19 protein-coding genes are annotated in these 22,589 nt (G+C 71.9%); 5 read left to right on the forward strand and 14 right to left on the reverse strand.

Going from position 1 to position 22,589, the window contains the following annotated elements:
- Positions 1-80: 80 nt before the first annotated feature.
- The 10 genes from OG883_RS29230 to OG883_RS29275 form a co-directional block, all read right to left on the reverse strand.
- A complete protein-coding gene (locus OG883_RS29230) occupies positions 81-668 on the reverse strand; it encodes a hypothetical protein (protein WP_266546836.1) in 588 nt (195 codons plus the stop codon).
- The gene (locus OG883_RS29235) at positions 661-1,248 is read right to left on the reverse strand and encodes a TetR/AcrR family transcriptional regulator (protein WP_266546839.1); all 588 of its coding nucleotides are present in this window, start codon (positions 1,246-1,248) and stop codon (positions 661-663) included. The genes OG883_RS29230 and OG883_RS29235 overlap by 8 nt, the downstream gene beginning before the upstream one ends.
- Positions 1,236-1,970: an enoyl-CoA hydratase family protein gene (locus OG883_RS29240; protein WP_266546841.1), complete on the reverse strand. Its 735-nt coding sequence runs from the start codon at positions 1,968-1,970 to the stop codon at positions 1,236-1,238. Before OG883_RS29240 ends, OG883_RS29235 begins: the two co-directional genes overlap by 13 nt.
- Positions 1,967-3,568, reverse strand: coding sequence for a 4-coumarate--CoA ligase family protein (locus tag OG883_RS29245; RefSeq protein ID WP_266546844.1), 1,602 nt, complete (start codon positions 3,566-3,568; stop codon positions 1,967-1,969). Before OG883_RS29245 ends, OG883_RS29240 begins: the two co-directional genes overlap by 4 nt.
- 41 nt (positions 3,569-3,609) lie before the next feature.
- Positions 3,610-4,737: an acyl-CoA dehydrogenase family protein gene (locus OG883_RS29250; protein WP_266546847.1), complete on the reverse strand. Its 1,128-nt coding sequence runs from the start codon at positions 4,735-4,737 to the stop codon at positions 3,610-3,612.
- Positions 4,734-6,644: a biotin carboxylase N-terminal domain-containing protein gene (locus OG883_RS29255; RefSeq protein ID WP_266546849.1), complete on the reverse strand. Its 1,911-nt coding sequence runs from the start codon at positions 6,642-6,644 to the stop codon at positions 4,734-4,736. Before OG883_RS29255 ends, OG883_RS29250 begins: the two co-directional genes overlap by 4 nt.
- 8 nt (positions 6,645-6,652) lie before the next feature.
- On the reverse strand, positions 6,653-8,260 hold the full coding sequence (locus OG883_RS29260; protein ID WP_266546852.1) for an acyl-CoA carboxylase subunit beta: 1,608 nt from the start codon (positions 8,258-8,260) through the stop codon (positions 6,653-6,655).
- On the reverse strand, positions 8,257-9,948 hold the full coding sequence (locus tag OG883_RS29265; protein WP_266549566.1) for an acyclic terpene utilization AtuA family protein: 1,692 nt from the start codon (positions 9,946-9,948) through the stop codon (positions 8,257-8,259). Before OG883_RS29265 ends, OG883_RS29260 begins: the two co-directional genes overlap by 4 nt.
- 8 nt (positions 9,949-9,956) lie before the next feature.
- Positions 9,957-10,748: a TIGR03084 family metal-binding protein gene (locus OG883_RS29270; RefSeq protein WP_266546855.1), complete on the reverse strand. Its 792-nt coding sequence runs from the start codon at positions 10,746-10,748 to the stop codon at positions 9,957-9,959.
- 94 nt (positions 10,749-10,842) lie between these two features.
- The gene (locus OG883_RS29275; RefSeq protein WP_266549569.1) at positions 10,843-11,715 is read right to left on the reverse strand and encodes a DMT family transporter; all 873 of its coding nucleotides are present in this window, start codon (positions 11,713-11,715) and stop codon (positions 10,843-10,845) included.
- A gap of 237 nt (positions 11,716-11,952) precedes the next feature.
- Between OG883_RS29275 and OG883_RS29280 the strand changes: the two genes are divergently transcribed.
- Entirely contained in the window at positions 11,953-12,813 is an 861-nt protein-coding gene (locus OG883_RS29280; RefSeq protein ID WP_266546858.1) for a LysR family transcriptional regulator, read from the forward strand.
- Between the two features lie 104 nt (positions 12,814-12,917).
- Here the strand turns inward: OG883_RS29280 and OG883_RS29285 are convergent, their stop codons facing one another.
- The gene (locus OG883_RS29285) at positions 12,918-15,638 is read right to left on the reverse strand and encodes an FAD-binding and (Fe-S)-binding domain-containing protein (protein ID WP_266549571.1); all 2,721 of its coding nucleotides are present in this window, start codon (positions 15,636-15,638) and stop codon (positions 12,918-12,920) included.
- Between the two features lie 430 nt (positions 15,639-16,068).
- Here OG883_RS29285 and OG883_RS29290 point away from each other — a divergent pair, with 430 nt between their 5' ends.
- The 3 genes from OG883_RS29290 to OG883_RS29300 all read left to right on the forward strand — a co-directional run bounded on the left by OG883_RS29290 (position 16,069) and on the right by OG883_RS29300 (position 18,751).
- Positions 16,069-16,722 carry an ATP/GTP-binding protein gene (locus tag OG883_RS29290; RefSeq protein ID WP_266546861.1) on the forward strand — a complete coding sequence of 218 codons (654 nt, stop codon included), beginning with the start codon at positions 16,069-16,071 and terminating at the stop codon, positions 16,720-16,722.
- A 119-nt stretch (positions 16,723-16,841) separates the two neighbouring features.
- Positions 16,842-17,960, forward strand: coding sequence for a phosphoserine transaminase (gene serC / locus OG883_RS29295; RefSeq protein ID WP_266546864.1), 1,119 nt, complete (start codon positions 16,842-16,844; stop codon positions 17,958-17,960).
- Between the two features lie 179 nt (positions 17,961-18,139).
- The gene (locus OG883_RS29300; protein ID WP_266546867.1) at positions 18,140-18,751 is read left to right on the forward strand and encodes a Uma2 family endonuclease; all 612 of its coding nucleotides are present in this window, start codon (positions 18,140-18,142) and stop codon (positions 18,749-18,751) included.
- 12 nt (positions 18,752-18,763) lie between these two features.
- Here OG883_RS29300 and OG883_RS29305 read toward each other — a convergent pair whose 3' ends face one another.
- Together OG883_RS29305 and OG883_RS29310 are read right to left on the reverse strand one after the other, a co-directional pair.
- Positions 18,764-19,588, reverse strand: a complete 825-nt coding sequence (locus OG883_RS29305) for an ABC transporter permease (RefSeq protein ID WP_266546870.1) — start codon at positions 19,586-19,588, stop codon at positions 18,764-18,766.
- A complete protein-coding gene (locus tag OG883_RS29310) occupies positions 19,585-20,553 on the reverse strand; it encodes an ATP-binding cassette domain-containing protein (RefSeq protein ID WP_266546873.1) in 969 nt (322 codons plus the stop codon). Before OG883_RS29310 ends, OG883_RS29305 begins: the two co-directional genes overlap by 4 nt.
- A gap of 87 nt (positions 20,554-20,640) precedes the next feature.
- On the opposite strand from OG883_RS29310, the gene OG883_RS29315 reads away from it, so the two are divergent.
- Positions 20,641-21,408, forward strand: a complete 768-nt coding sequence (locus tag OG883_RS29315) for a TetR/AcrR family transcriptional regulator (protein WP_266546876.1) — start codon at positions 20,641-20,643, stop codon at positions 21,406-21,408.
- 145 nt (positions 21,409-21,553) lie between these two features.
- On the opposite strand, the gene OG883_RS29320 is transcribed toward OG883_RS29315, so the two are convergent.
- Positions 21,554-22,537: a WD40 repeat domain-containing protein gene (locus OG883_RS29320; protein WP_266546879.1), complete on the reverse strand. Its 984-nt coding sequence runs from the start codon at positions 22,535-22,537 to the stop codon at positions 21,554-21,556.
- Positions 22,538-22,589 lie beyond the last annotated feature (52 nt).

Raw genomic sequence — 22,589 nt, forward strand, 5'->3', positions numbered from 1 at the left:
CAGGCCCCGAACCACGCAGGCGCCGAACCTGAAGGGGGCGGCCGGGTCTCCCCGGCCGCCCCCTTCGGCGTGCGCGCGCCTCAGAACTTCCCGCTGTGCTCGTCGGTGCGGTGTCCCAACTGCTTGCCGAACTCCGCCACGAAGCTGTCGTCGAGCGGCGGCCACCCCCAGAAGTCGAAGGCCAGGGCCCCCAGCGCGAAGCCCCAGCTCCACTCCCACTCGGTGATCGGGACCGGGACGCCGCAGGCGGAACAGACGGCGCTGCCCTCGCCCGTCTCCTTCCAGGCGGCGATGCCGTCCTCGAACGGCTGCCAGACCTCGTCGTCCGCCTCGAAGCTCTCCGGGTAGTCGATGATCACGGTTTTCGTGTCGCAGCGCGGGCAGTTCGCCCACTCCGCCTCGTCCTCGCCCTGACCCCCGACGTGGTAGTCCCGACCGACGACGACGGCCACCGGGGCGGGCTCCCACGACGGATCCGACACTGCCCGCGCCCAGTTGGGGCCCGGCACATGGCCCTCGTCCACGGTCAGGCTGTACACCGCGTCACCGGACATCTCGCGCGTGATCACACCCTCGGCCACCAGCCAGTCGACCATCCGCTCCGCGAGCGGCCCGGCCTCCTCCTGCGTGACCTCGACGTCGACGATCCGCTGGAAGAAGTCACCCATGGTCCCTCAGCCCCTCCTCGACATGAGCCGCCCACTGTGCCACCACCCTCTGACGGCGGGCGGCGTCGTCGGTGAGGAGGTTGGCCAGGCCCAGGCCGCGGGCCATGTCGAGCAGGCCCTGGACCGTTTCGCGTACGCCGGGCCGTGACTCGTCCGCGTCCAGCAGCTGGACGGCGATCCGGTGCGTCTCACGGCCGACGCGCGCCTCCAGCTCCGTGACGCGCGTGCGCAGTTGCTCCTCGTTGCAGGCGGCGACCCAGAGGTGGAGTGCGGCGCGGAACAGCGGCCCGGTGTAGAGGTCGACGAGGGCCGCGACGACCGCTGTCCGGTCCTGCGTCGGCAGCTCGCGCAGTGCCTGGGAGCGTTCCTCGGCGACGTACTCGACCGCCGCCGTGAACAGGTCCTCCCTGGTCGGGAAGTGGTGCTGTGCCGCGCCCCGCGAGACTCCGGCCCGCTCGGCGACCACCGAGACGGTCGAGCCCGCCCAGCCGACTTCGGCGAGGCAGGCCACCGCGGCTTCCAGCAGCCGCTGCCGGGTCACCCGGCTGCGGTCCTGCTTGGGAGCTGTCACCACACCCATGCGGGGTCCCGTCGTTCGAGGAAGGCCGTCATGCCCTCGCGCGCTTCCGCCGACGCGAAGAGCGAGGCGGAGCGCTGCACCAGGTCTTCGGCGTCCCGGTCGAAGGTCTCCAGCACCCTAGCCGTGACCAGCTGCTTCGCCGCGTTCAGCCCCTGCGGCGACGCTTTGCGCAGTCCGTCGAGCACCGGCGCGAGCGCCGCGTCCACATCGTCGGCGGCAAGGGTGAGCAGCCCGGCGCGGACGGCCTCCGCCGCGTCGAAGCGCTCCCCGGTGAGGTAGTAGCGCTCGGCCGCGCGCGGATCCATGCGCGGCAGCAGGGGCAGTGAGATGACGGCGGGCGCGACCCCGATGCGTACCTCCGTGAACGCGAAGTCGGCGGCGCTCGCGGCGGCCGCGAGGTCGCAGGCGCCGAGGAGGCCGAGCCCCCCGGCCCGTGCGTGGCCGGTGACACGGGCCACCACGGGTTTGGGCAGCGTGACGATCTGCCGCAGCAGCGCGACGAAGGTGTACGGATTGGGCGGGGCCTTCAGATCGGCGCCGGCGCTGAAGGTGGAGCCGGTGTGGGTGAGGATGACGGCCCGTACGGAGTCGTCCTTGCCGCAGTCGGTCAGCGCCTCGCCGAGCTCACCGACGAGCCGCGCCGACAGGGCGTTGCGGTTCGCGGGCGAGTCCAGCGTCAGGGTGGTGATCCCGCGCTCGTGTGCGGTCGCGACGAGTGTCACGTGTTCTCCCTTTCCCGGTCCCTCAGTTCACGCCTGAGGATCTTCCCCGAGGCGGCGCGCGGTACGCCGCCGATGAACTCGACGCGGCGGACCTTCTTGTACGGAGCGACGCGCTCGGCGACGTAGGCGAGGACGTCGTCCTCGCTGAGCTCCCCGGCGTCCTGTGCGGTCGGCTGCCGTACGACGTACGCCTTCGGGATCTCGTTCCCGTCCGCGTCGTACACCCCGATCACCGCCGCGTCCGCGATGCCTTCGTGGGTGAGCAGCAGGGCCTCCAGTTCTGCGGGGGCGACCTGGAAGCCCTTGTACTTGATGAGTTCCTTGACCCGGTCGACGACGAACAGCCAGCCGTCGGCGTCGACCCGCCCGATGTCGCCGGTGTGCACCCACCCCTCGTCGTCGATCATGTCGGCGGTGGCTTCGGGGCGGCCGAGGTAGCCCTTCATCACCTGCGGGCCGCGGATCGCGATCTCGCCCTCCTCGCCGACGCCGAGATCCTTGCCGGCCCCGTCCGGGCCGTCGAGGGAGAGGATGCGCATCTCGGTGTTGGGCAGGAGCTGTCCTACGGCTCCGGGGGGCGGCGCCGTCGCGGCGAGCGGTACGACGTGGGTGCCGGGCGAGAGCTCGGTCATGCCGTACGCCTGCCGGACCGGCGGGAGGCCCAGCCGCGCCGAGCAGGCTTCCCCGAGCCGGGCGTCGAGCGGGGCGGCCGCGCTGACGATGTACTCCAGCGAGCCGAGGTCGTACTGCGCGACGGCCGGGTGCTTGGCGAGGGCGAGGACGATCGGCGGGGCCACGTACAGGCCGTTGATGCGGTGCTTCTCGATCGCCGCGAGGAAGGTGTCGAGGTCGAAGCGGGGCAGTACGACGACGGTGGCGCCGTGGCTGAGCGGTGCGTTCATCAGGGCGGTGAGGCCGTAGATGTGGAAGAAGGGCAGTACGGCGAGGATGCGGTCGCCGGGGCCCATCGGGATCATCGGGTCGAGCTGGGCGAGGTTGGTGGCGATGGAGCGGTGGGTGAGCATCACGCCCTTGGGGACGCCGGTGGTGCCGGAGGAGTACGGCAGGGCCGCGATGTCCTCGGACGGGTCGATGGCGATGTCCGGCTCGGGTGCGGTCGAGCCGAGCATGTCGAGGATGCTCACATGCCCGTCGGCGCGGTCGCAGACGAAGATCTCCTCTATGCCGGCGACGAGTTCGGCGGCCCTGCGGGCGATCTCCAGGAGCGGTGAGACGGTGACGATCCAGCGGGCGGAGGAGTCACGGAGCTGCTTGGCGAACTCCTCCGCCGTGGCGAGCGGATGGACGGTGGTGACGGACGCGCCGGCGCGTGTGGCGCCGTAGAAGACGGAGGGGTACGCGACGGTGTTGGGGCTGTGCAGGGCCAGGACGTCGCCCTTGCGCAGGCCGGCGTCGGCGAGCGAGGCGGCGATCCGCCGGTGGAACATGTCGAGCTGGGCGTAGGTGACGGTGATGCCGTTCATGCCGTCGACGAGGGCGATCGTGTCGCCGTACTCGGCGGCGGCCCGGCCGAGGACCACCTCGTGAATGGGCTGTGAGACGGCTTGGACATCGGCGTACGCGCTGTGAAACACCATTACGGCCCCCTCGGCTTCGTGGACGGCCAGAATCTCCCGTGTCAGTACGACTTGGGGAGACCCAGGGACTGGTGGGATACGTAATTGAGGACCATCTCGCGGCTGACCGGGGCGATCCGGGCAACCCGGGCGGCGGTGACGAGGGAGGCCAGGCCGTACTCACGGGTGAGGCCGTTGCCGCCGAGCGTGTGGACAGCCTGGTCGACAGCCTTCACACAGGCTTCGCCGGCCGCGTACTTGGCCATGTTGGCGGCCTCGCCGGCGCCGGTGTCGTCGCCCGCGTCGTAGAGCGCGGCGGCCTTCTGCATCATCAGCCGGGCGAGTTCGAGTTCGATGTGGGCCTGGGCGAGGGGGTGGGCGATGGCCTGGTGGGCGCCGATGGGGGCCTTCCAGACCTGGCGGTCCTTCGCGTACTCGACGGCTTTGGCGAGCGCGTACCGCCCCATGCCGATGGCGAAGGCGGCGGTCATGATGCGCTCGGGGTTGAGCCCGGCGAAGAGCTGGAGGAGACCGGCGTCCTCGTCGCCGACGAGGGCGTCGCCGGGGAGACGGACATCGTCGAGGACGAGCTCGAACTGCTTCTCCTGGGCGTCCAGTTCCATGTCGATCTGCGAGCGCCGGAAGCCTTCGGCGTCGCGGGGGACGATGAAGAGGCAGGGCTTGAGCGTGCCGGTGCGCGAGTCCTCGGTGCGGCCCACGATGAGGGTCGCGTCGGCGATGTCGACGCCCGAGATGAAGACCTTGCGGCCGTTGAGGGTCCAGCCGTCGTCGGTCTTGCGGGCGGTGGTGGTGATCCGGTGGGAGTTCGACCCGGCGTCCGGCTCGGTGATGCCGAAGGCCATGGTGAGGCTGCCGTCGGCGAGGCCGGGGAGCCAGGTGCGCTTCTGCTCGTCGGTGCCGAAGCGGGCGATGACGGTGCCGCAGATGGCGGGCGAGACGATCATCATGAGCAGCGGGCAGCCTGCCGCTCCCAGCTCTTCGAGCACGAGGGAGAGTTCGGCCATGCCGCCGCCTCCGCCGCCGTGCTCCTCGGGGAGGTTGACGCCGAGGTAGCCGAGCTTGGCGGCCTCGGCCCACAGCTCTTCGCGTACGTATCCCCGGCCGTGCCGCTGCCCGAGGGCGGCGACGGCGGCACGCAGTGCCTTGTTCTCTTCCGACTCGATGTTCATGACGCGGCGTCCTCCTGTGCTTCCTGTACGACGGCGAGCAGGGCACCGACCTCGACCTGGCGGCCGGGGACGGCGTGGAGCGCGGCGAGCGTGCCGGAGGCGGGCGAGACGATGCGGTGCTCCATCTTCATGGCCTCCAGCCAGACGAGGGGCTGCCCCTGGGTCACCCGGACCCCTTCGGCCAGCCCTTCCCCGACCCGGACGACGGTCCCGGGCATGGGCGCGAGCAACGACCCCGGCGGCGTTCTGTCCTGCGGGTCGGCGAACCGGGGCTGTACGGCGAGGGCGTGGGCGCCGGTGGCGCTGTCCACGTGGACGTGCCCGTCGCCGTGGTCGGTGACGTCGAAGGACCGTACGACCCCGTCGATCTCGAGACGGACGCGGTGGGGTGCGACACCGAGGACGCGCACCCCGGGCGCGTCGGCGACCTCGAACCCGTCACGGGTGCGGCGGTAGCGGACCTCGTGGTCTCCGTAGACCTTGACCTGGGGCTGCGAGGCGACGTTCCGCCACCCTCCTAGCCGCGATGCCACGGTCGTCCCCGGCCGGCCGGCCGCATCCGCCAGGGCGGCGGCCACGGCTGCGTGCGGTTCCCCGTCGGCGGGGGCGGTGAGCGCGTCGAGGTGGCGTTCGTAGAACCCGGTGTCGAGCTGCGCGCCCGTGAACTCCGGGTGCTCCAGGGACCGTACGAGGAGCCGCCGGTTGGTGACGGGCCCGTGCACGCGCGCGCGCCGCAGGGCATGGGCGAGCCGCCGCACGGCCTCCTCCCGGGTGGGGGCCCAGGCGATGACCTTGGCGATCACGGGGTCGTAGTGCACGCCGATGGAGTCCCCGTCGGTGTACCCGGTGTCGACGCGGACCCACGGGGCATCCCCGGGGACCTCCAGCGCGTGCAGCACGCCCGTCTGGGGGGTCCAGTTCTTCGACGGGTCCTCCGCGTAGAGCCGTGCCTCCACCGCGTGGCCGCTCGGCGCCGGAGGGTTCGCCGGCAGGGCCGTACCCTCCGCGACGCGGAGTTGGAGCGCGACCAGGTCCACGCCGAACACCGCCTCCGTCACCGGGTGTTCGACCTGGAGGCGGGTGTTCATCTCCAGGAAGTGCGCGTGGCCCTGGGGGGAGACCAGGAACTCCACCGTCCCCGCTCCCCGGTAGCCCACCGCCCGGGCGGCCGTCACCGCCGACGTGTGGAGGGACTCCACAAGGGCGGCGGGCAGGCCGGGCGCCGGGGACTCCTCGATGACCTTCTGGTGCCTGCGCTGGAGCGAGCAGTCGCGTGTACCCAGCGCCCACACCGTGCCGTGCGCGTCCGCCAGGATCTGGACCTCGACATGGCGGCCGCGTTCGATGTACGGCTCCAGGAACACCTCGCCGTCACCGAAGGCGGACACGGCCTCGGACCGGGCGGCCTCCCACTCCTCGCCCAGCACGGCGAGTTCGCGGACGATCCGCATGCCCCGGCCGCCACCGCCCGCCGCCGCCTTCACCAGCAGCGGCAGATCCGCCTCGGTGACCTGCCCGGGGTCCAGCGGCGCGCCCCCCATCAGTTCCTTCGCCCGCGTCTTGGACGCCATCGCCTCGATCGCCTCCGGCGGCGGCCCGATCCACAGCAGCCCGGCGTCCCCCACCGCCCGCGCGAACTCCGCGTTCTCGGACAGGAACCCGTACCCCGGGTGCACCACGTCCGCGCCCGCCGCCAGCGCCGCCTTCACGATCAGGTCACCGCGCAGATACGTGTCGGCGGGCGCCGAACCCGGCAGCCGTACCGCCGCATCCGCCTCCCGCACGTGCAGCGCTCCCGCATCCGCGTCGGAGTACACCGCGACCGTCGAGATGCCCAGCTCACGGCAGGTTCGAAAGACCCGGCAGGCGATCTCGCCCCGGTTGGCGACAAGTACAGAAGAGATCACTGGAAGCCTCACATCCGGAAGACGCCGAAGCCGCCGCGCGCGCCCTCGACCGGTGCCGTATGGATCGCGGACAGACACAGACCGAGCACGGTCCGCGTATCGCGCGGGTCGATGACCCCGTCGTCGTACAGGCGCCCCGACAGGAAGTGGGGCAGCGACTCCGCCTCGATCTGCTGCTCCACCATCGCCCGCAGCCCCGCGTCCGCCTCGTCGTCGTAGGGCTGTCCCTTCGCCGCCGCCGACGCCCGCGCCACGATCGACAGGACACCCGCAAGCTGCTGCGGGCCCATCACCGCCGATTTGCTGCTCGGCCAGGCGAAGAGGAACCGCGGGTCGTACGCCCGCCCGCACATGCCGTAGTGCCCGGCACCGTACGACGCGCCCATCAGCACCGACAGATGCGGGACCCGCGAGTTCGACACCGCGTTGATCATCATCGCGCCGTGTTTGATGATGCCGCCCTGCTCGTACTCCTTGCCGACCATGTAGCCGGTGGTGTTGTGCAGGAACAGCAGCGGCACATCGCGCTGGTTGGCGAGCTGGATGAACTGCGCCGCCTTCTGCGACTCCGCGCTGAACAGCACACCCTGCGCGTTGGCCAGCACACCCACCGGATAGCCGTGCAGCGACGCCCACCCCGTCACCAGGCTCGGCCCGTACAGCGGCTTGAACTCGTCGAAGTCCGAGCCGTCGACGATCCGTGCGACGACCTCACGCGGGTCGAACGGCGTCTTGAGGTCTCCCGGGACGATCCCGAGCAGCTCCTCCTCCGGGTACTTCGGCGGCTCTGCCGGTCCCGGATCGGCGTGCGCCTTGCGCCAGTTGAGGCGGGCGACCACCCGCCGCGCCTGCCGCAGCGCATCCGCCTCGTCGACGGCGAAGTAGTCGGCGAGACCGGAGGTACGGGCGTGCATCTCCGCGCCGCCGAGCGACTCGTCGTCGCTCTCCTCCCCCGTCGCCATCTTCACCAGCGGCGGTCCGCCGAGGAAGACCTTCGACCGCTCCTTGATCATGATGGTGTGGTCGGACATTCCGGGGACGTACGCCCCGCCCGCCGTCGAGTTCCCGAAGACGACCGCGAGCGTCGGAATACCGGCCGCGGACAGCCGTGTGAGGTCCCGGAACAGCGCCCCGCCCGGGATGAAGATCTCCTTCTGGGACGGCAGATCCGCGCCGCCCGACTCGACGAGGGAGATGCACGGCAGCCGGTTGGCGTACGCGATCTCATGGGCACGCAGGGCCTTCTTCAGCGTCCAGGGGTTGGACGCGCCGCCGCGTACGGTCGGGTCGTTGGCCGTGATCAGGCACTCGACGCCCTCCACCACCCCGATCCCGGTGACCATGGACGCGCCGACTGTGTACTCGGGGGAGGCGCTGCCCCACGCGGCGAGCGGCGACAGCTCCAGGAAGGGGGTGTCGGGGTCGAGCAGCAGCTCGATCCGCTCCCGCGCGAGCAGCTTGCCGCGCTTTCGGTGCCGGGCGACGTACTTCTCGCCGCCGCCCGCGAGCGCCTTGGCGTGCTCGGCCTCCAGCTCGGCGAGCTTGCCGAGCATGGTGTCGCGGTGGGCGGCGTATTCGGGGCCCGCGGGGTCGAGAGCCGAGGCGAGCACGGTCACAGCAGTACCTCCGGGATGTCGACGTACCGGGAGCGGAGCCATTCGCCGAGCGCCTTCGCCTGCGGGTCGAAGCGGGCCTGCGCGGCGACGCCCTCGCCGAGGATGCCCTCGACGACGAAGTTCAGGGCGCGCAGGTTCGGCAGGACGTGGCGTACGACGCTCAGGCCGGCGGTCTCCGGGAGGAGCGCGCGGAAGCGGTCGACGGTGAGCTCGTGGGCGAGCCAGCGCCAGGCGTCGTCGGAGCGGGCCCATACGCCGACGTTGGCGTCCCCGCCCTTGTCGCCGCTGCGGGCACCGGCGATCAGTCCGAGGGGGGCGGCGCGGCGGGGCCCGGCGGCCAGTGGCACGGGCAGCCCGTCGAAGTCCACGACGGGCTCGATCTCTTTCTTACGTACGGGAGTCGGCACCACGACCCTCTGCCCGTCCGGCAGCACGGCCGTGTGCGTCACCTCGGCCGCATCGGTGTACTCGGCCTCGAAGACGCCGTACGGCGCGCCCCTGCCGGGCGGAGCCGTCACATGGAAGCCGGGGTAGCTGCCGAGCGCCAGCTCGACGGCCGCGCCGCTCACCGCGCGCCCGACCCGCTCGGGGTCGCTGTCGCGCACGACGAGGCGCAGATAGGCGCTGGCCCGCTCCTCGGTGTCGCCGTCGGGCCGCTCGGTGCGGGCCAGTTCCCATCGCACCTCGGCGGGCCGGTGCTTGCCGAGGGCGTCGTCCAACTGGTCCTGCACCAGCTGCGCCTTGGCCTCGATGTCGAGCCCGGTGAGCACGAACACGACCTCGTTGCGCCAGCCGCCGAGCCGGTTGAGGCCGACCTTGAGGGTGGGCGGCGGCGCCTCGCCGCGTACGCCGGAGATCCGTACGCGGTCGGCTCCGTCCTGCGCCAGCCGTACGGTGTCGAGGCGGGCCGTGACATCAGGTCCGGCGTACCGGGCGCCCCCGGTCTCGTACAGCAGCTGCGCGGTGACCGTCCCGACGTCCACGAGCCCGCCGGTGCCGTCGTGCTTGGTGATGACGGAGGTGCCGTCCGCGTGGATCTCGGCGACCGGGAAGCCGGGCCGGCGCAGGGTCCGTACGTCGTGTCCGGCGAAGAACGCGTAGTTCCCGCCGGTCGCCTGCGTCCCGCACTCCAGTACATGCCCGGCGACCACGGCTCCCGCGAGCGCGTCGTAGTCCTCGGGCCCCCAGCCGAAGTGCGCGGCCGCGGGCCCGGTGACCAGGGCGGCGTCCGTGACCCGCCCGGTGACCACCACATCGGCACCGGCGCGCAGACACGCGGCGATGCCGGCGCCGCCGAGGTACGCGTTCGCGGTGAGGACGTCCTCGCCCCAGCCGCCGCGCGGCAGCAGGTCGTCACCCTCGACATGGGCGACGTTCACGGGCACTCCGACGCGGTCCGCGAGTTCGCGTACGGCGTCGGCGAGGCCCGCCGGGTTGAGCCCGCCCGCGTTGGCGACGATCTTCACGCCCCGCTCCCGGGCGAGTCCCAGGCCCTCCTCCAGCTGCTTGAGGAACGTCTTGGCGTAGCCGAGGCGAGGGTCCTTCAGCCGGTCGCGGCCGAGGATGAGCATGGTGAGCTCGGCGAGATAGTCCCCGGTCAGTACGTCGAGCGGCCCGCCGGTGAGCATGTCGCGTACGGCATCGAAGCGGTCGCCGTAGAAGCCGGAGGCGTTCCCGATGCGGAGCATGCCGCCGGTCACGAGGCCCCCTTGGCGTCTCGGCCGGGTCCCGCCGGTCCTGCGAAGGCCTGCGCGATGTCCAGCCACCGGTCGGCGTCGGCGCCCTCGGCCCGCAGCCCGAGGTCGGCGCGGTGCGCGCGCTGGGTCACCAGCAGGCAGAAGTCGAGGGCGGGGCCGCTCACGGACTGCCCGGCGTCCTCGGGGCCGTACGTCCAGAGCTCGCCGCCGGGTGCGGTCAGCTCCACGCGGAACGGCGCGGCGGGCGGTGTCAGCCCCCGTACCCCGAAGGCGTAGTCGCGGGCCCGGACGCCGATGTGTGCCACATGCCGCAGGCGTGCGGTCGGGGTGCGTACGGCTCCGAGCGCGTCGGCGACGTCCTGGCCGTGCGCCCAGGTCTCCATCAGCCGTGCGGTCGCCATCGAGGTCGCGCTCATCGGCGGCCCGTACCAGGGGAAACGGACGCCGGGCGGGGCCGCGCGCAGCGCCCGCTGGAGCCGTTCGCGGCCGTCGCGCCAGCGGGCGAGCAGTTCCGCGGGCGGCAGTGCGGCGCCTTCCCCGGCGCCGTCGTCGACGAAGGAGCCGGGCGCGACGAGGGCCTTCTCGACCTCGGCGGCGAAGGCCCCGGGGTCGGTGACGGCGAGCAGCGAGGCCGCGTCCGTCCAGGCGAGGTGGGCGATCTGGTGGGCGATGCTCCAGCCGGGCGCGGGCGTCGCGCCTGCCCACTGCCCGGCGCTCAACTCCCCTACCAGCCGGTCGAGTTCATCGCTTTCGCTGCGCAAGTCGTCGAGTACGACGGCCGGGTCGGACACGGTGCGCTCCCTCGGGACACGACGTTGTGTGTCCCGGAGCATGGCAGCACCGATAGAAACAAGCAAGCATGCTTGCTTTGGTTGTTGCGGGGTTCTACGACTTTCCGGCCACCTGCGTCCGCACCGCGCCCATGCTCGCCGCGATGACCAGCGCGATCGCCAACGAGTCGGTCACCGAAAGAGCTTGATGCAGTACGAGGAACCCGGCCGTGGCCGCGATCGCCGGCTCCAGACTCATCAGCACCGCGAAGGTCGGCGCGGGCAGCCGGCGCAGCGCGAGCAGCTCCAGGGTGTACGGGAGGACGGACGACATCAGCGCGACCGCGAGGCCGAGGCCGATCGTGGAGGGCACCAGCAGCTTCGACCCGGCCTCGGCGATCCCCAGCGGCAGGGTGAGCACCGCGCCCACCCCCATCGCGAGGGCCAGCCCGTCGGCCTGCGGGAAGCGCCGGCCGGTGCGGGCGCTGAAGACGATGTACGCCGCCCACATCGCGCCCGCGGAGAGCGCGAAGGCCGCGCCGAGGGGGTCGAGCCGGTCGAAGCCCCCGCCGCTGAGCAGGACCACGCCGCCCAGCGCGAGCCCCGCCCAGACCAGGTTCACCAGCCTGCGCGAGACGATCACCGAGAGCACGAGCGGCCCGAGGACCTCGAGGGTGACGGCCGCGCCCAGCGGGATGCGGTCGACGGCCTGGTAGAAGAGCACGTTCATGGCGGCCATGACGGTGCCGAAGGCGACGACGGTGCCCCAGTCGGCGCGCGAGTGCCCGCGCAGGCGGGGCCGGCAGACGACGAGCAGGACGACGGCGGCGAGGACGAGCCGGAGCGTGACGACGCCGACGGCTCCGGCGCGCGGCATGAGCAGTACGGCGACGGCGGCACCGAACTGGACCGACAGCCCACCGGCGACGACGAGAGCGACGGGACCGAGGGCGCGGCGCGGGGCCTTGCCGCCGGGGCCCGCGTGGATGCCGGGGCCCGCGTGGGTGCCGGAGCCCGCCGCCGCGTTCAGGGCCGCAGCGTTCAGGGCGGCGGTGTTCAGCGCGGCGGTCTCCAGGGCGGCAGCGGCTTCCGGCTCGGCGGCCACCGGCGTACGCGGCTCGTTCACCGGAAACCTCCCAGGCTGCGTCTCGGCCGTCCCCTCCACGCTACGGGCCCTCACGCCATCCGTGAAATGCCGATTGGGCTGCCGTTATGCTCCAGGCGCATGAACATCGAGCTGCGCCATCTCCGCTGTTTCCTGGCCATCGCGGAGGAGGCCGGCATCACCAGGGCCGCGGCCCGGCTGCACGTCACCCAGCCCGCGGTCTCGCGTGCGCTCGCGGCGCTGGAGAAGCACCTGGGCACCCGGCTGGTGGACCGCTCCACCCACCACGTCGCGCTCACCGCGGAGGGCGAGGCCTTCCGCGACAAGGCGGCGGCCGCGGTCGCCGCCTTCGACGAGGCACTCGACGCGGGCCGGCTGCGCCGGGGGCCGCTGCGGCTGGGGCACGCCTGGTCCGCCCTCGGTCCGTACACCACCCCGCTCCTGCGCCGCTGGCAGCAGGAACACCCGGACACCCCGCTGGAACTCCTGCGGATCGACGACCGCACGGCCGGACTCACGCGCGGCGAGGTCGACGCGGCAGTGCTGCGCGGCCCGGTGGACGCCCCGGGCCTGGTCACCGAGCTGCTGTTCACGGAGCCCCGCGTGGCGGCGGTGACGGCGGACGGCCCCCTGGCCGCGCGCCCTTCTCTGACACTCGCGGATCTGACGGCCGGACCGGTCGTCCTGAACACGGTCTCGGGCCTCACCACGCTGGACCTGTGGCCCGAGGAGATCCGCCCCACGACGACGCTCACGGTCGCCAACACCGACGACTGGCTCGCGGCGATCGCAGCGGGCCGGGGCACGGGCGCCTCGGTGGCCTCCACGTCCTCGATGCACCCGCATCCCGGCGTGTCCTACCGCCTCTTGGCCGACGCCCCACCGGCCCCGGTCCTCCTGGCCTGGCGCACCGCGTCACCGCACCCGGCGCTGCCTCGGCTGGTGGCGCTGGCACGGGAGGTGGCCGCGGCGAACGAATGACATGACGAACGACATGGGGAGCCGGGCCCTGCGGCCCCCACCCCCGCGTCGTCAGCCGCTGCCCGGGAGCTGGTCGGGCGTCGTGCCGCCCGGTGGCCGGCCGCTCAGCCGTCCAGCCCTTCCGCCAGCACCTCCGCCAGGTGCCGGGCCCGCCGCCCCTCCAGCTGGTCCAGTTGCGTACGGCACGAGAACCCGTCCGCCAGGACCTCCGCGCCCTCTCCCGCCGCCCTGACCGCCGGGAGCAGTTGGTCCTCCGCGCAGGCCACCGATACCTCGTAGTGGCCCTTCTCGAAACCGAAGTTTCCCGCGAGGCCGCAGCATCCGCCGCTCAACTCACCTGTCAGACCGGCTCGTTCACGCAGCCGGCGCTCCGCCGCGTCGCCCAGGACCGCATGCTGGTGGCAGTGCGTCTGGCCCGCCACCCGCCGGTCCAGACGTGGCGGCTCCCAGTGCGGCGCGCACTCCTCCAGTGCCTGCGCGAAGGTCCGCACGGACGCGGCCAGCCGGGCCGCGCGCGGGTCGTCGGTGAGCAGTTCCGGCAGGTCCGTCTTCAGTGCCGCCGCGCAGCTCGGCTCCAGTACGACGACGGGAGCGCCCAGGTCCAGCAGCGGTTCCAACGTGTCGAGCGTGTGGCGCATGACCGTGCGCGCCCGGTCGAGCTGGCCCGTCGACACATACGTCAGCCCGCAGCAGACCCGGTCCTGCGGCAGCAGGAGACCCATGCCCGCCGCCTCCATGACCCGCACCGCCGCCCGGCCGACCTCCGGCGAGAGGTGGTCGGTGAAGGTGTCCGGCCACAGCACGGCCGCCCGACTCGTGGAGAAGATCTGTGTACGGCCGCTCCGGTGCTTCACCAGCCAGCGCCGGAACGTCACCGGCGCCAGCGTGGGAAGGGAACGCTGCGGGGCGATGCCGCCCAGACGCTTGGCGAGCGCCGCCAGCGGGCGCACCCGCGACACCGCGTTGACCCCCCGCGCGAAGGGGGCCGCCGCCCGCAGCCAGACCGGCAGCCGGCCCATCGCGTAGTGTGCGGCCGGCCGCAGCCGCCCCGCGTAGTGGTGGTGCAGGAATTCCGCCTTGTATGTCGCCATGTCGACACCCACCGGGCAGTCGCTCCGGCACCCCTTGCAGGACAGGCAGAGGTCGAGCGCGTCCCGTACCTCCGTCGAGCGCCAGCCGTCGGTGACGACCTCGCCCGCGAGCATCTCGTGCAGCAACCGCGCCCGCCCGCGTGTGGAGTGCTGTTCCTCGCCGGTCGCCCGGAAGGACGGGCACATCACGCCGCCGCCCGAACCGGCGTCGGTCGTACGGCACTTGGCGACGCCCACACACCTGCGTACCGCGCCCGCGAAGTCCCCGCCGTCCTGCGGATAGCCGAAGGCGACCTCCACCGGCTTCCTCGGCAGCACCTCGAAGCGGAGATTGGCGTCGAGTCGGTCCGGGCGGGCCAGCATTCCGGGGTTCATACCGCCCGCCGGATCCCACAGGTCCTTGAACCGGCCGAAGAGACCGACCATCTCGTCGCCGTACATCTTCGGCAGCAGTTCGGCGCGCGCCTGCCCGTCACCGTGCTCCCCCGACAGTGATCCGCCGTGCGCGACGACGAGTTCCGCCACCTCCTCCGAGAAGGTGCGGAACCGCGCCACACCCGCCGTACTCATCAGGTCGAAGTCGATACGGACATGGATGCAGCCGTCCCCGAAGTGCCCGTACGGCGTCCCGCGCAGGCCGTGCTGCGTCAGCAGTGCCCGGAAGTCCCGCAGATACGCCCCCAGCCGTGCGGGCGGCACCGCGCAGTCCTCCCACCCCGGCCAGGCCTCGCCGCCGTCGGCGGTCCGGGTCGCCGTGCCCGCCGCGTCCTCCCGCACCCGCCACAGGGCGCGCATCCCGGCCGGGTCGTCCACCACCGTCCCGTCCAGCGCATCGGCGGCCCGTACGATGCCTGCCGCACGGGCCCGCGCCTCGGCCGCCGTGTCCCCGCCGGTCTCCACGAAGAGCCACGCCCCGCCGCGCGGCAGCCCGTGCCCGTCGGGCACCAGGTCCTCGGCCATGCCCTCGACGGTCAGCGGCCGGTACGCGAGCAGCCCTGAGGCCGCTTCGGCGGCCGCGCTCTCGTCCGGGTAGCCGAGCACGGCGAGCGCCCGCGCATGCGGCGCGTCCACCAGGCGTACGCCCGCCTCGGTCACCACCCCCAGCGTGCCCTCGCTGCCGCAGAAGGCCCGCGCCAGATCGACACCCTTCTCGGGCAGCAGGGCGTCCAGCGCGTACCCGGAGATACGGCGGGGCAGCCCGCCCGGGAATCCGGTGCGCAGCAGGGCGAGATTGCCGTCGACGAGCTCCCGCAGCCCGGCCGGGGCACCGCTGTCCCAGCCCTGCCCGAGCCGCAGTTCGGCCCCTCCGTACGTCACCACCGAGAGGCTTCGGACGTTGTCCGCGGTCGTCCCCCACGCCACCGAGTGAGACCCGCAGGAGTTGTTGCCGATCATCCCGCCGAGCGTGCAGCGGCTGTGCGTGGACGGATCGGGGCCGAAGGTCAGCCCATGCGGCCGTACGGCGTCCCGCAGCGTGTCCAGGACGACGCCCGGCTGCACCACCGCCGTACGCGCCTCGGCGTCGACCTCCACGACTGCCGTCATATGGCGGGTGAAGTCCAGCACCACGCCGATGCCCGTGGCCTGGCCGGCGATGGAGGTCCCGCCGCCGCGCGGCACCACCGGCACACCGTGGTGCCGGCACACCTCCAGGGCGGCGGCCACGTCCGCGGCGTCGCGCGGCGCGACGACACCGACCGGTACGCGCCGGTAGTTGGACGCGTCCATGGTCATCAGGGCCCGGGCGGTCGTGCCGAAGTCCACCTCGCCGCGCACTGCTCGCGCGAGCGCCCGCGCCAGTGCACGCGTCTCGCGCTCGCTCGCCTCGCCCGGCCCGTCCGTCCCGTTCCGCTCGTCCGGCCGGTCCAGCCCGTCCCGCGTATTCCGCGCATCGCGCGCATCGCGCGCATCCCGCTGCTCAGCCATGTCTCTCAGGATGCCCCCGTCCCTCTCGTCACACCGGCAGGAAACGTGCCACTTGCACACGATGCGCGCCCCGCCCCCGGGAAAGCCCCGGCAAAGCCCCGCGAGAACTTCCCCATGTGATCGTCAACCCTCCTATAGTGACGAGCACTTGATTGGGAACTCACGGCTCCAGTTACGCCCCCCGCCACCCCCGGAAGGCAACACTCGATGACCGGCACCGACGAGAACCGATGACCCGATGACCCGAGTCACACGGACGGCCCCCACGGCGCAGCCCCACCCCCCGCTCGCCGGGACGACCGTCAAAGCCCTGAAGATCGTTGTCCTGGGCGGCTTCGGAGCCGGCAAGACGACGATGGTCCGCTCCGTCAGTGAGATCCGTCCGCTGCACACGGAGGAGGTCGTGAGCCGCACGGGCCACCCCCTGGAGGACACCACCCTCGTCCGGGGCAAGAACGCCACCACCGTCGCCTTCGACTTCGGCCGGATCACGATCGACGAGCGCAGCGTCCTGTATCTCTTCGGCGCCCCTGGCCAGGAGCGCTTCTGGTTCCTGTGGGAGCGCCTCTTCGCGGGCACGCTCGGCGCGGTCGTCCTCGTCGACACCCGCTCCCTCACCGACGCCTGCTACACGCTGGACCGGCTGGAACACCACGGAACGCCCTTCATCGTCGCCGTCAACGACTTCGGCGGCCCCTTCCACAGCGAGGACCGGATCCGCGACGCACTCGCCCTCGGGCCCGATGTGCCCCTGGTCGAGTTCGATGCGCGGGACCACTCCTCCAGCAAGTTCGTGCTGATCGCGTTGATCGAGCACCTCCACGCGCTGGCCGTACGCCGGGACCAGGACCTGCGCCAGGGGGCCCACCCGGACGTACGCCAGGACGGCTGAGCACCGAACGCCGGGCGCCGCCGAGTACCCGCAGGTCAGCCGTGCCGCCGGGTGAGACAGCCGTCTCATCCGGCGGACCGCGTATCCGCCGCGCCCCGGGACCGGATACGCTCCGGAACGTGGCTGAGATCCAGATTCCCGCTGACATCAAGCCCGCCGACGGCCGTTTCGGCGCGGGCCCCTCCAAGGTGCGTACGGAGGCGCTGGACGCCCTGGCCGCCACCGGCACCTCACTCCTCGGTACGTCCCACCGCCAGGCCCCGGTCAAGAACCTGGTCGGCGCGGTGCGCGACGGCGTACGCGACCTCTTCTCCCTCCCCGAGGGCTATGAGGTGATCCTGGGCAACGGCGGCTCCACCGCCTTCTGGGACATCGCGACGCACGGACTGATCGAGAACAAGTCGCAGCACCTGTCCTTCGGCGAGTTCTCCTCCAAGTTCGCGAAGGCCTCGAAGCTCGCTCCGTGGCTGGCGGAGCCCACCGTCATCACCTCCGACCCGGGCACCCACCCGGACCCGGCGGCCGAGGCCGGCGTCGACGTCTACGCCTTCACGCACAACGAGACCTCGACCGGCGTCGCGGCCCCGATCAAGCGCGTCGCGGGCGCGGACGAGGGCTCCCTGGTCCTGGTCGACGCGACCTCCGGCGCGGGCGGCCTGCCCGTCGACATCGCCGAGACGGACGTCTACTACTTCGCCCCGCAGAAGTCCTTCGCCTCCGAGGGCGGCCTGTGGATCGGTGTCTTCTCCCCGGCCGCGCTCGAGCGCGCCGCCCGCATCCACGGCTCGGGCCGTCACGTCCCGGAGTTCTTCTCGCTTCCGACGGCGATCGACAACTCCCTCAAGAACCAGACGTACAACACCCCGGCGCTGTCCACGCTCTTCCTGCTGAACGAGCAGCTGACCTGGCTGAACACCCAGGGCGGCCTGGACTGGTCGGTCCGCCGCACCGCGACGTCGTCGCGCACGCTGTACGGCTGGGCCGAGGCGTCCAAGTACGCGACCCCGTTCGTGGTCGACCCGGCCAAGCGTTCCCAGGTCATCGGCACGATCGACTTCGCGGACGAGATCGACGCGGCGGCGGTGGCCAAGGCGCTGCGCGCGAACGGCATCGTCGACACGGAGCCGTACCGCAAGCTGGGCCGCAACCAGCTGCGCGTGGCGATGTTCCCGGCGATCGACCCGGCGGACGTCGAGGCGCTGACGGCCTGCATCGACTACGTGATCGAGAAGCTGTAACGACGGACAGCTGTACGACGAGGGGCCCGGCGGCGCACATGCTGCCGGGCCCCTCGCGCTCTCACTCCCGCCGCCGCACTCCGTCCGGCCACACGTACGAGTGACGGGTCGCGAACCGGACGCACGACCGCCTTCCGGCCTACGATGATGCTCTCGACACCAGCCACCAGGAGGCCCGCATGTCTGCCGCAGCAGCCGAGCACCCCTGCGACGGCCCGCCGGCCACCCTGCTCGAGACGGCCAACAGCCTGATGGAGCAGCACCCCGGCTACCGCGTCGAGATCATCGGAGGCGTCATCACCGTGGCCCCACCACCCGACGGCGCCCATGCAAGGGCGCTCACCAAGCTCATGAGCCCCTTCATGGTGGCCGGCCTCGATGGCGGGGAGACAGAGGTACTCCAGGCAGTCGGGCTCTGGCTGCCGGGAGGCCCGGACGACTACGCCATCCCGGACCTCGCCGTCGTGGACGCCGATTTCGAAGAGCATCTCGTCGAGAACAACTCCTACGACCCCGCCGTGTTCCGCCTGGTCCTGGAGGTCACCTCCACCAACTACCAGTCGGACCTGCGGAACAAGGTCGCCGCCTACGCCGAGGCCAAGATCCCCGTCTACGTGATCATCGACCGCAAGCACACACGCGTCCACGTTCTGACGGAGCCCGTCGCCGGCGCGTACGACCAGCACCGCGTCCATGCGCCCGGCGAGCAGATCACGCTCCCCGACTCGATCGGTGCCGAGGTCAAGCTCGACGTGGCGGCCCTTCTCCAGGCCGGGGAGCGCAAGGCCTGACCCGAGCCGCTCTCACCGGCTCAGCCGCTGGAAGCGCCGGACCGCCAGCGGCAGGAACACCGCCGTGATCGCCACCGGCCACACCACCGCCATCAGCAGCGCGTTCTCCTGGATCCAACTGCCGTCGCCGGCCACCGGATTGCCGAGCAGCTCGCGCGCGGCCGCCGCCGTCGACGAGATCGGGTTCCAGGCGGCGAGCGTGCCCAGCCAGTCGGGCATCGTCGAGGGCGCCACGAAGACGCTGGAGATCATGGTGAAGGGGAAGGCGACGGCGTAGAGCCCGCCGGCCGCCTCCGGGCTCGGGACCAGCAGTCCGAGCAGGACGCCCACCCAGATCAGGCAGAACCGCAGAAGCAGCAGCAGCGCGAATGCGCCCACGACGGCCGGCCACTGGGCATCGGCGCGCCAGCCCATCGCGAACGCCGTCACCGCGAGGATGGCCAGCTCGGCGCAGGCCACGATCAGATCGTTGACTCCCCGTCCGGTGACGACGGCGGACGGGGCCATCGGCATGGACCGGAAACGGTCGGTCACGCCTTTTGTGGAGTCGGTGACCACGGCCACCGCCGTGTTCATAAAGCCGAAGGCCATCGTCATCGCGAACATGCCGGGCATCAGGAAGTCCCGGACGCTGCCGCCACTGGGAGGCTTCATCGCCCCGCCGAAGACGTATCCGTACAGCAGCACGGAGATGAAGGGGAACCCCAACTGCCAGGCGATCAGGACGGGTTGGCGCTGATAGTAGGTGAGACCGCGGCGCACGAGACTCCAGCAGTCGACCACCGCCCAGTACGCCCGCCCCCGCGAGCCCTCCACGTTCAGGTCCACCGCGCTCATGCCACCGCCTCCTTGCCGGTCGTCTCCGTACGGCGTCCGGTCAGGCGCAGGAACACATCGTCCAGGCTCGGCCGCCGCAGCCCGATGTCCTCCACCCCGACCCCCTCCTCCTGCAGCGTCCGCGCCACGTCCGTCAGCGCCGCGACCCGGTCCGTCACCGCCGCGTGCACCCGTCGCTCCGCCTCGTCCGTCTCCGGCCCCGTGTCCGCGACCCGCGCGACCGCCTTGAACGCCGCCGGCAGATCCGCCGCCTCGCCGACCACGACCTCGATCCGGTCGCCGCCCACCGTGTTCTTCAGTCCGTCCGGGGTGTCGTCAGCGATGGCCCGCCCCTGGTCGATGACCGTGATGTGCGAGGCGAGTTTGTCCGCCTCGTCCAGATACTGCGTCGTGAGCAGTACGGTCGTGCCGCCCGCCACCAACGCACGGACCGCGTCCCACACTTCGCCCCGCCCGCGCGGGTCGAGCCCGACCGTCGGCTCGTCCAGGAACAGCACGTCCGGCGCGAGGATCATCGATGCCGCCAGGTCCAGTCGCCTGCGCATGCCGCCGCTGTACGCGCCGACGCCCTTGCCTCCCGCCTCGACGAGGTCGAACTGTTCCAGCAGTTCGCCGGCCCGCAGCACCGCCCGCTTGCCTCCCAGGTGGAAGAGCCGGCCGAACATCTCCAGGTTCTGACGCCCTGTCAAGGTCCCGTCCAGCGCCGCGGACTGGCCGGCGAGCCCGATCCTGCTGCGCACGCGACGCGGATCGCGCGCCACATCGATGCCCGCGACCTCCGCCCGCCCGCCGTCGAACCGCAGCAGCGTCGCGAGCACGCGCACCGCGGTGGTCTTCCCGGCACCGTTCGGCCCGAGCAGGCCATGCACGGTGCCTTTGCGTACGGCAAGGTCGAAGCCGTCGAGGGCGCGTTTCTCCCCGTACCTCTTCTGGATCGCTTCGGCCAGCACGGCGTATTCGTTCACTGCCCCTCCGGTGATGTAACTGGGTACGGTGTACTCACATGAGAGTACAGCGTACCCAGTTCTTGTCCAGAGGATTAGGGTGAACCCATGACGACGACCGAAACGAGCGGCAGCGGCGACGTCTCGCGCAGCCTGGAACTCCTCTGGGGCACGGGCGAACGCCCCACCCGCGGCCCCAAGCCCGGACTCACCCTCGACCGGATCGTGACGACCGCGATCGAGGTCGCCGACGCCGAGGGACTGGCCGCCGTCTCGATGCGCCGGCTCTCCACCGAACTGGGCACCGGCACCATGTCCCTGTACCGGTACGTCCCCGGCAAGGCCGAGCTGCTCGACCTGATGCTGGACCGCGTCCAGGGCGTGCCGCCGACCGCGGCACAGCCCGAACCCGACGCGGACTGGCGCGCGGCCGTGGAGCGTCTGGCCCGCGCCCATCTCGAGCTGTTCCGGGCCCACCCGTGGCTGCTCAACATCAATCAGTCCCGCGCGGTCCTGGGCCCCCACACCGTGCGCGGCCTGGAGCTGTCCCTCGCCGCCCTGCAGGGCATGGGGCTCAGCGACCCCGAACTGATCTCGGTGATCATCACCGTGCAGAGCTTTGTGTACGGCATGGCCCGGATGGAGATCCAGACGGTCGAGGCGGCCAGGGAGACCGGCCTGAGCGACGAGGACTTCTGGGGGAACCAGCAGCCGTTCCTCGAGAAGGCCATGATGAGCGGGGAGTTTCCGCTGATGGCGGCCCTGTCGGAGGACGCGTTCGGCGAGTTCGACCACTTCGGGTTCGGGCTGCGACGCCTGGTCGATGGCCTCGAGGTGCTCGTACGACAGCGCGCGGAGGGTGGCGCGGAGGGCTGACGGCCAAGGTGTGTCTGGCCGGCCCCCGCCGCCAGTGACCGGCGGCGGGTGAGAGCCACGGCGGCGTCCGCTTCCGGCGCCGGGACGAGATGCTTGCGTCGCCGGAAGCGGTGCCCCCGGCGCCCGGCCCCGCCCTTCTCTTCCGTCAGCGGCGCCGCAGCAGCCGCTTCAGCCCGAGGACGAGGGCGGCCGCGCCGCCCAGGATGAGCACCCCGTAGGTGAGGCTGTTTCCGCCGTCTCCCGAGATCCCGTCGTCAGCGACTGAACCGCCCTCCTCGGAAGGCGACTTGTCGCCACCGCCCGACACGGAGTCCTTGTCGAGCGCGACCCGCTCCACCCCGCTCTGGTCCCCCTCCGAACCGAACATCAGCGCCTTGCCGTCGGACGAGTACGTCACGGACTCGGCCTGCCCCTGAATCGGCGCGCGCACCCGGTGGTCCGCCCCGAGCCTGCCGTTCTTCCACTCGTACCCCCGCGCACTGAAGTACGAGCGCAGTACGAGCTCCTTCCCGTCCGGCGAGAAGGCTCCGTCGGTCACCCACGGCACGTCCCCGATCCGCCGGAAGGTATTGGTCCCGGATGCGGTGAGCGTGGCGGGGCCCTCGTACAGCCCGCCGCCGTCCTCGTTCTTCGAGGCGATGTAGACCCGGCCGGTCTTGGGATGGACCATCATCGCCTCGGCGTTGCGCGCCCCGTCCGCGTACTTCACCGTGAACTGCGTCGCACGGACCGTCGCGTCCTTGAGCTCCTTCGGCTCCGGGAAGCGGTAGATCCAGACGTGGTCCCAGCTGCCGTCGAGGTTGTCGCCGATGTCCCCGACGTAGACACTCCCGTCGGCCCCGACGGAGATCGCCTCCATGTCGCGGGGCTTCCCGACCCCGGTCATCGTGATCGTCGCGACGGTCTCGCCGGTCCTGGAGTCGACGGCGAAGACGCGCGGCTCGTCCTGGTCGTTGTGCGTCCAGTAGATCCCCGGGTGCGCCCTGCTGGCGGCGAGCCCGCTGGACTCCTTGACCCTCGGGTCCTTGATCGTGAAGTCGGAGTCGTCGGCCACGGCGGGGCCGGCAGCGGTGAGCAGCACGACGGCCGCGGCCGCGGCGGCACCGGTGACGTACGGAAGCGAACGCATGCGCCCAAGCCTGCCACCTCCGGGCGATACCGAGCGCAGCACCCGCTTCGGA

Source organism: Streptomyces sp. NBC_01142 (assembly GCF_026341125.1).
GTDB lineage: Bacteria > Actinomycetota > Actinomycetes > Streptomycetales > Streptomycetaceae > Streptomyces.

Excerpts from the sequence above, each read along its gene's own strand:
- OG883_RS29230 (WP_266546836.1), bottom strand. The coding sequence starts at position 668 with ATGGGTGACTTCTTCCAGCGGATCGTCGACGTCGAGGTCACGCAGGAG.
- OG883_RS29235 (WP_266546839.1), bottom strand. The coding sequence starts at position 1,248 with ATGGGTGTGGTGACAGCTCCCAAGCAGGACCGCAGCCGGGTGACCCGG.
- OG883_RS29245 (WP_266546844.1), bottom strand. The coding sequence starts at position 3,568 with ATGGTGTTTCACAGCGCGTACGCCGATGTCCAAGCCGTCTCACAGCCC.
- OG883_RS29250 (WP_266546847.1), bottom strand. The coding sequence starts at position 4,737 with ATGAACATCGAGTCGGAAGAGAACAAGGCACTGCGTGCCGCCGTCGCC.
- OG883_RS29265 (WP_266549566.1), bottom strand. The coding sequence starts at position 9,948 with ATGCTCCGCATCGGGAACGCCTCCGGCTTCTACGGCGACCGCTTCGAT.
- OG883_RS29280 (WP_266546858.1), top strand. The coding sequence starts at position 11,953 with ATGAACATCGAGCTGCGCCATCTCCGCTGTTTCCTGGCCATCGCGGAG.
- OG883_RS29285 (WP_266549571.1), bottom strand. The coding sequence starts at position 15,638 with ATGACCATGGACGCGTCCAACTACCGGCGCGTACCGGTCGGTGTCGTC.
- OG883_RS29290 (WP_266546861.1), top strand. The coding sequence starts at position 16,069 with ATGACCCGAGTCACACGGACGGCCCCCACGGCGCAGCCCCACCCCCCG.
- OG883_RS29300 (WP_266546867.1), top strand. The coding sequence starts at position 18,140 with ATGTCTGCCGCAGCAGCCGAGCACCCCTGCGACGGCCCGCCGGCCACC.
- OG883_RS29305 (WP_266546870.1), bottom strand. The coding sequence starts at position 19,588 with ATGAGCGCGGTGGACCTGAACGTGGAGGGCTCGCGGGGGCGGGCGTAC.
- OG883_RS29315 (WP_266546876.1), top strand. The coding sequence starts at position 20,641 with ATGACGACGACCGAAACGAGCGGCAGCGGCGACGTCTCGCGCAGCCTG.
- OG883_RS29320 (WP_266546879.1), bottom strand. The coding sequence starts at position 22,537 with ATGCGTTCGCTTCCGTACGTCACCGGTGCCGCCGCGGCCGCGGCCGTC.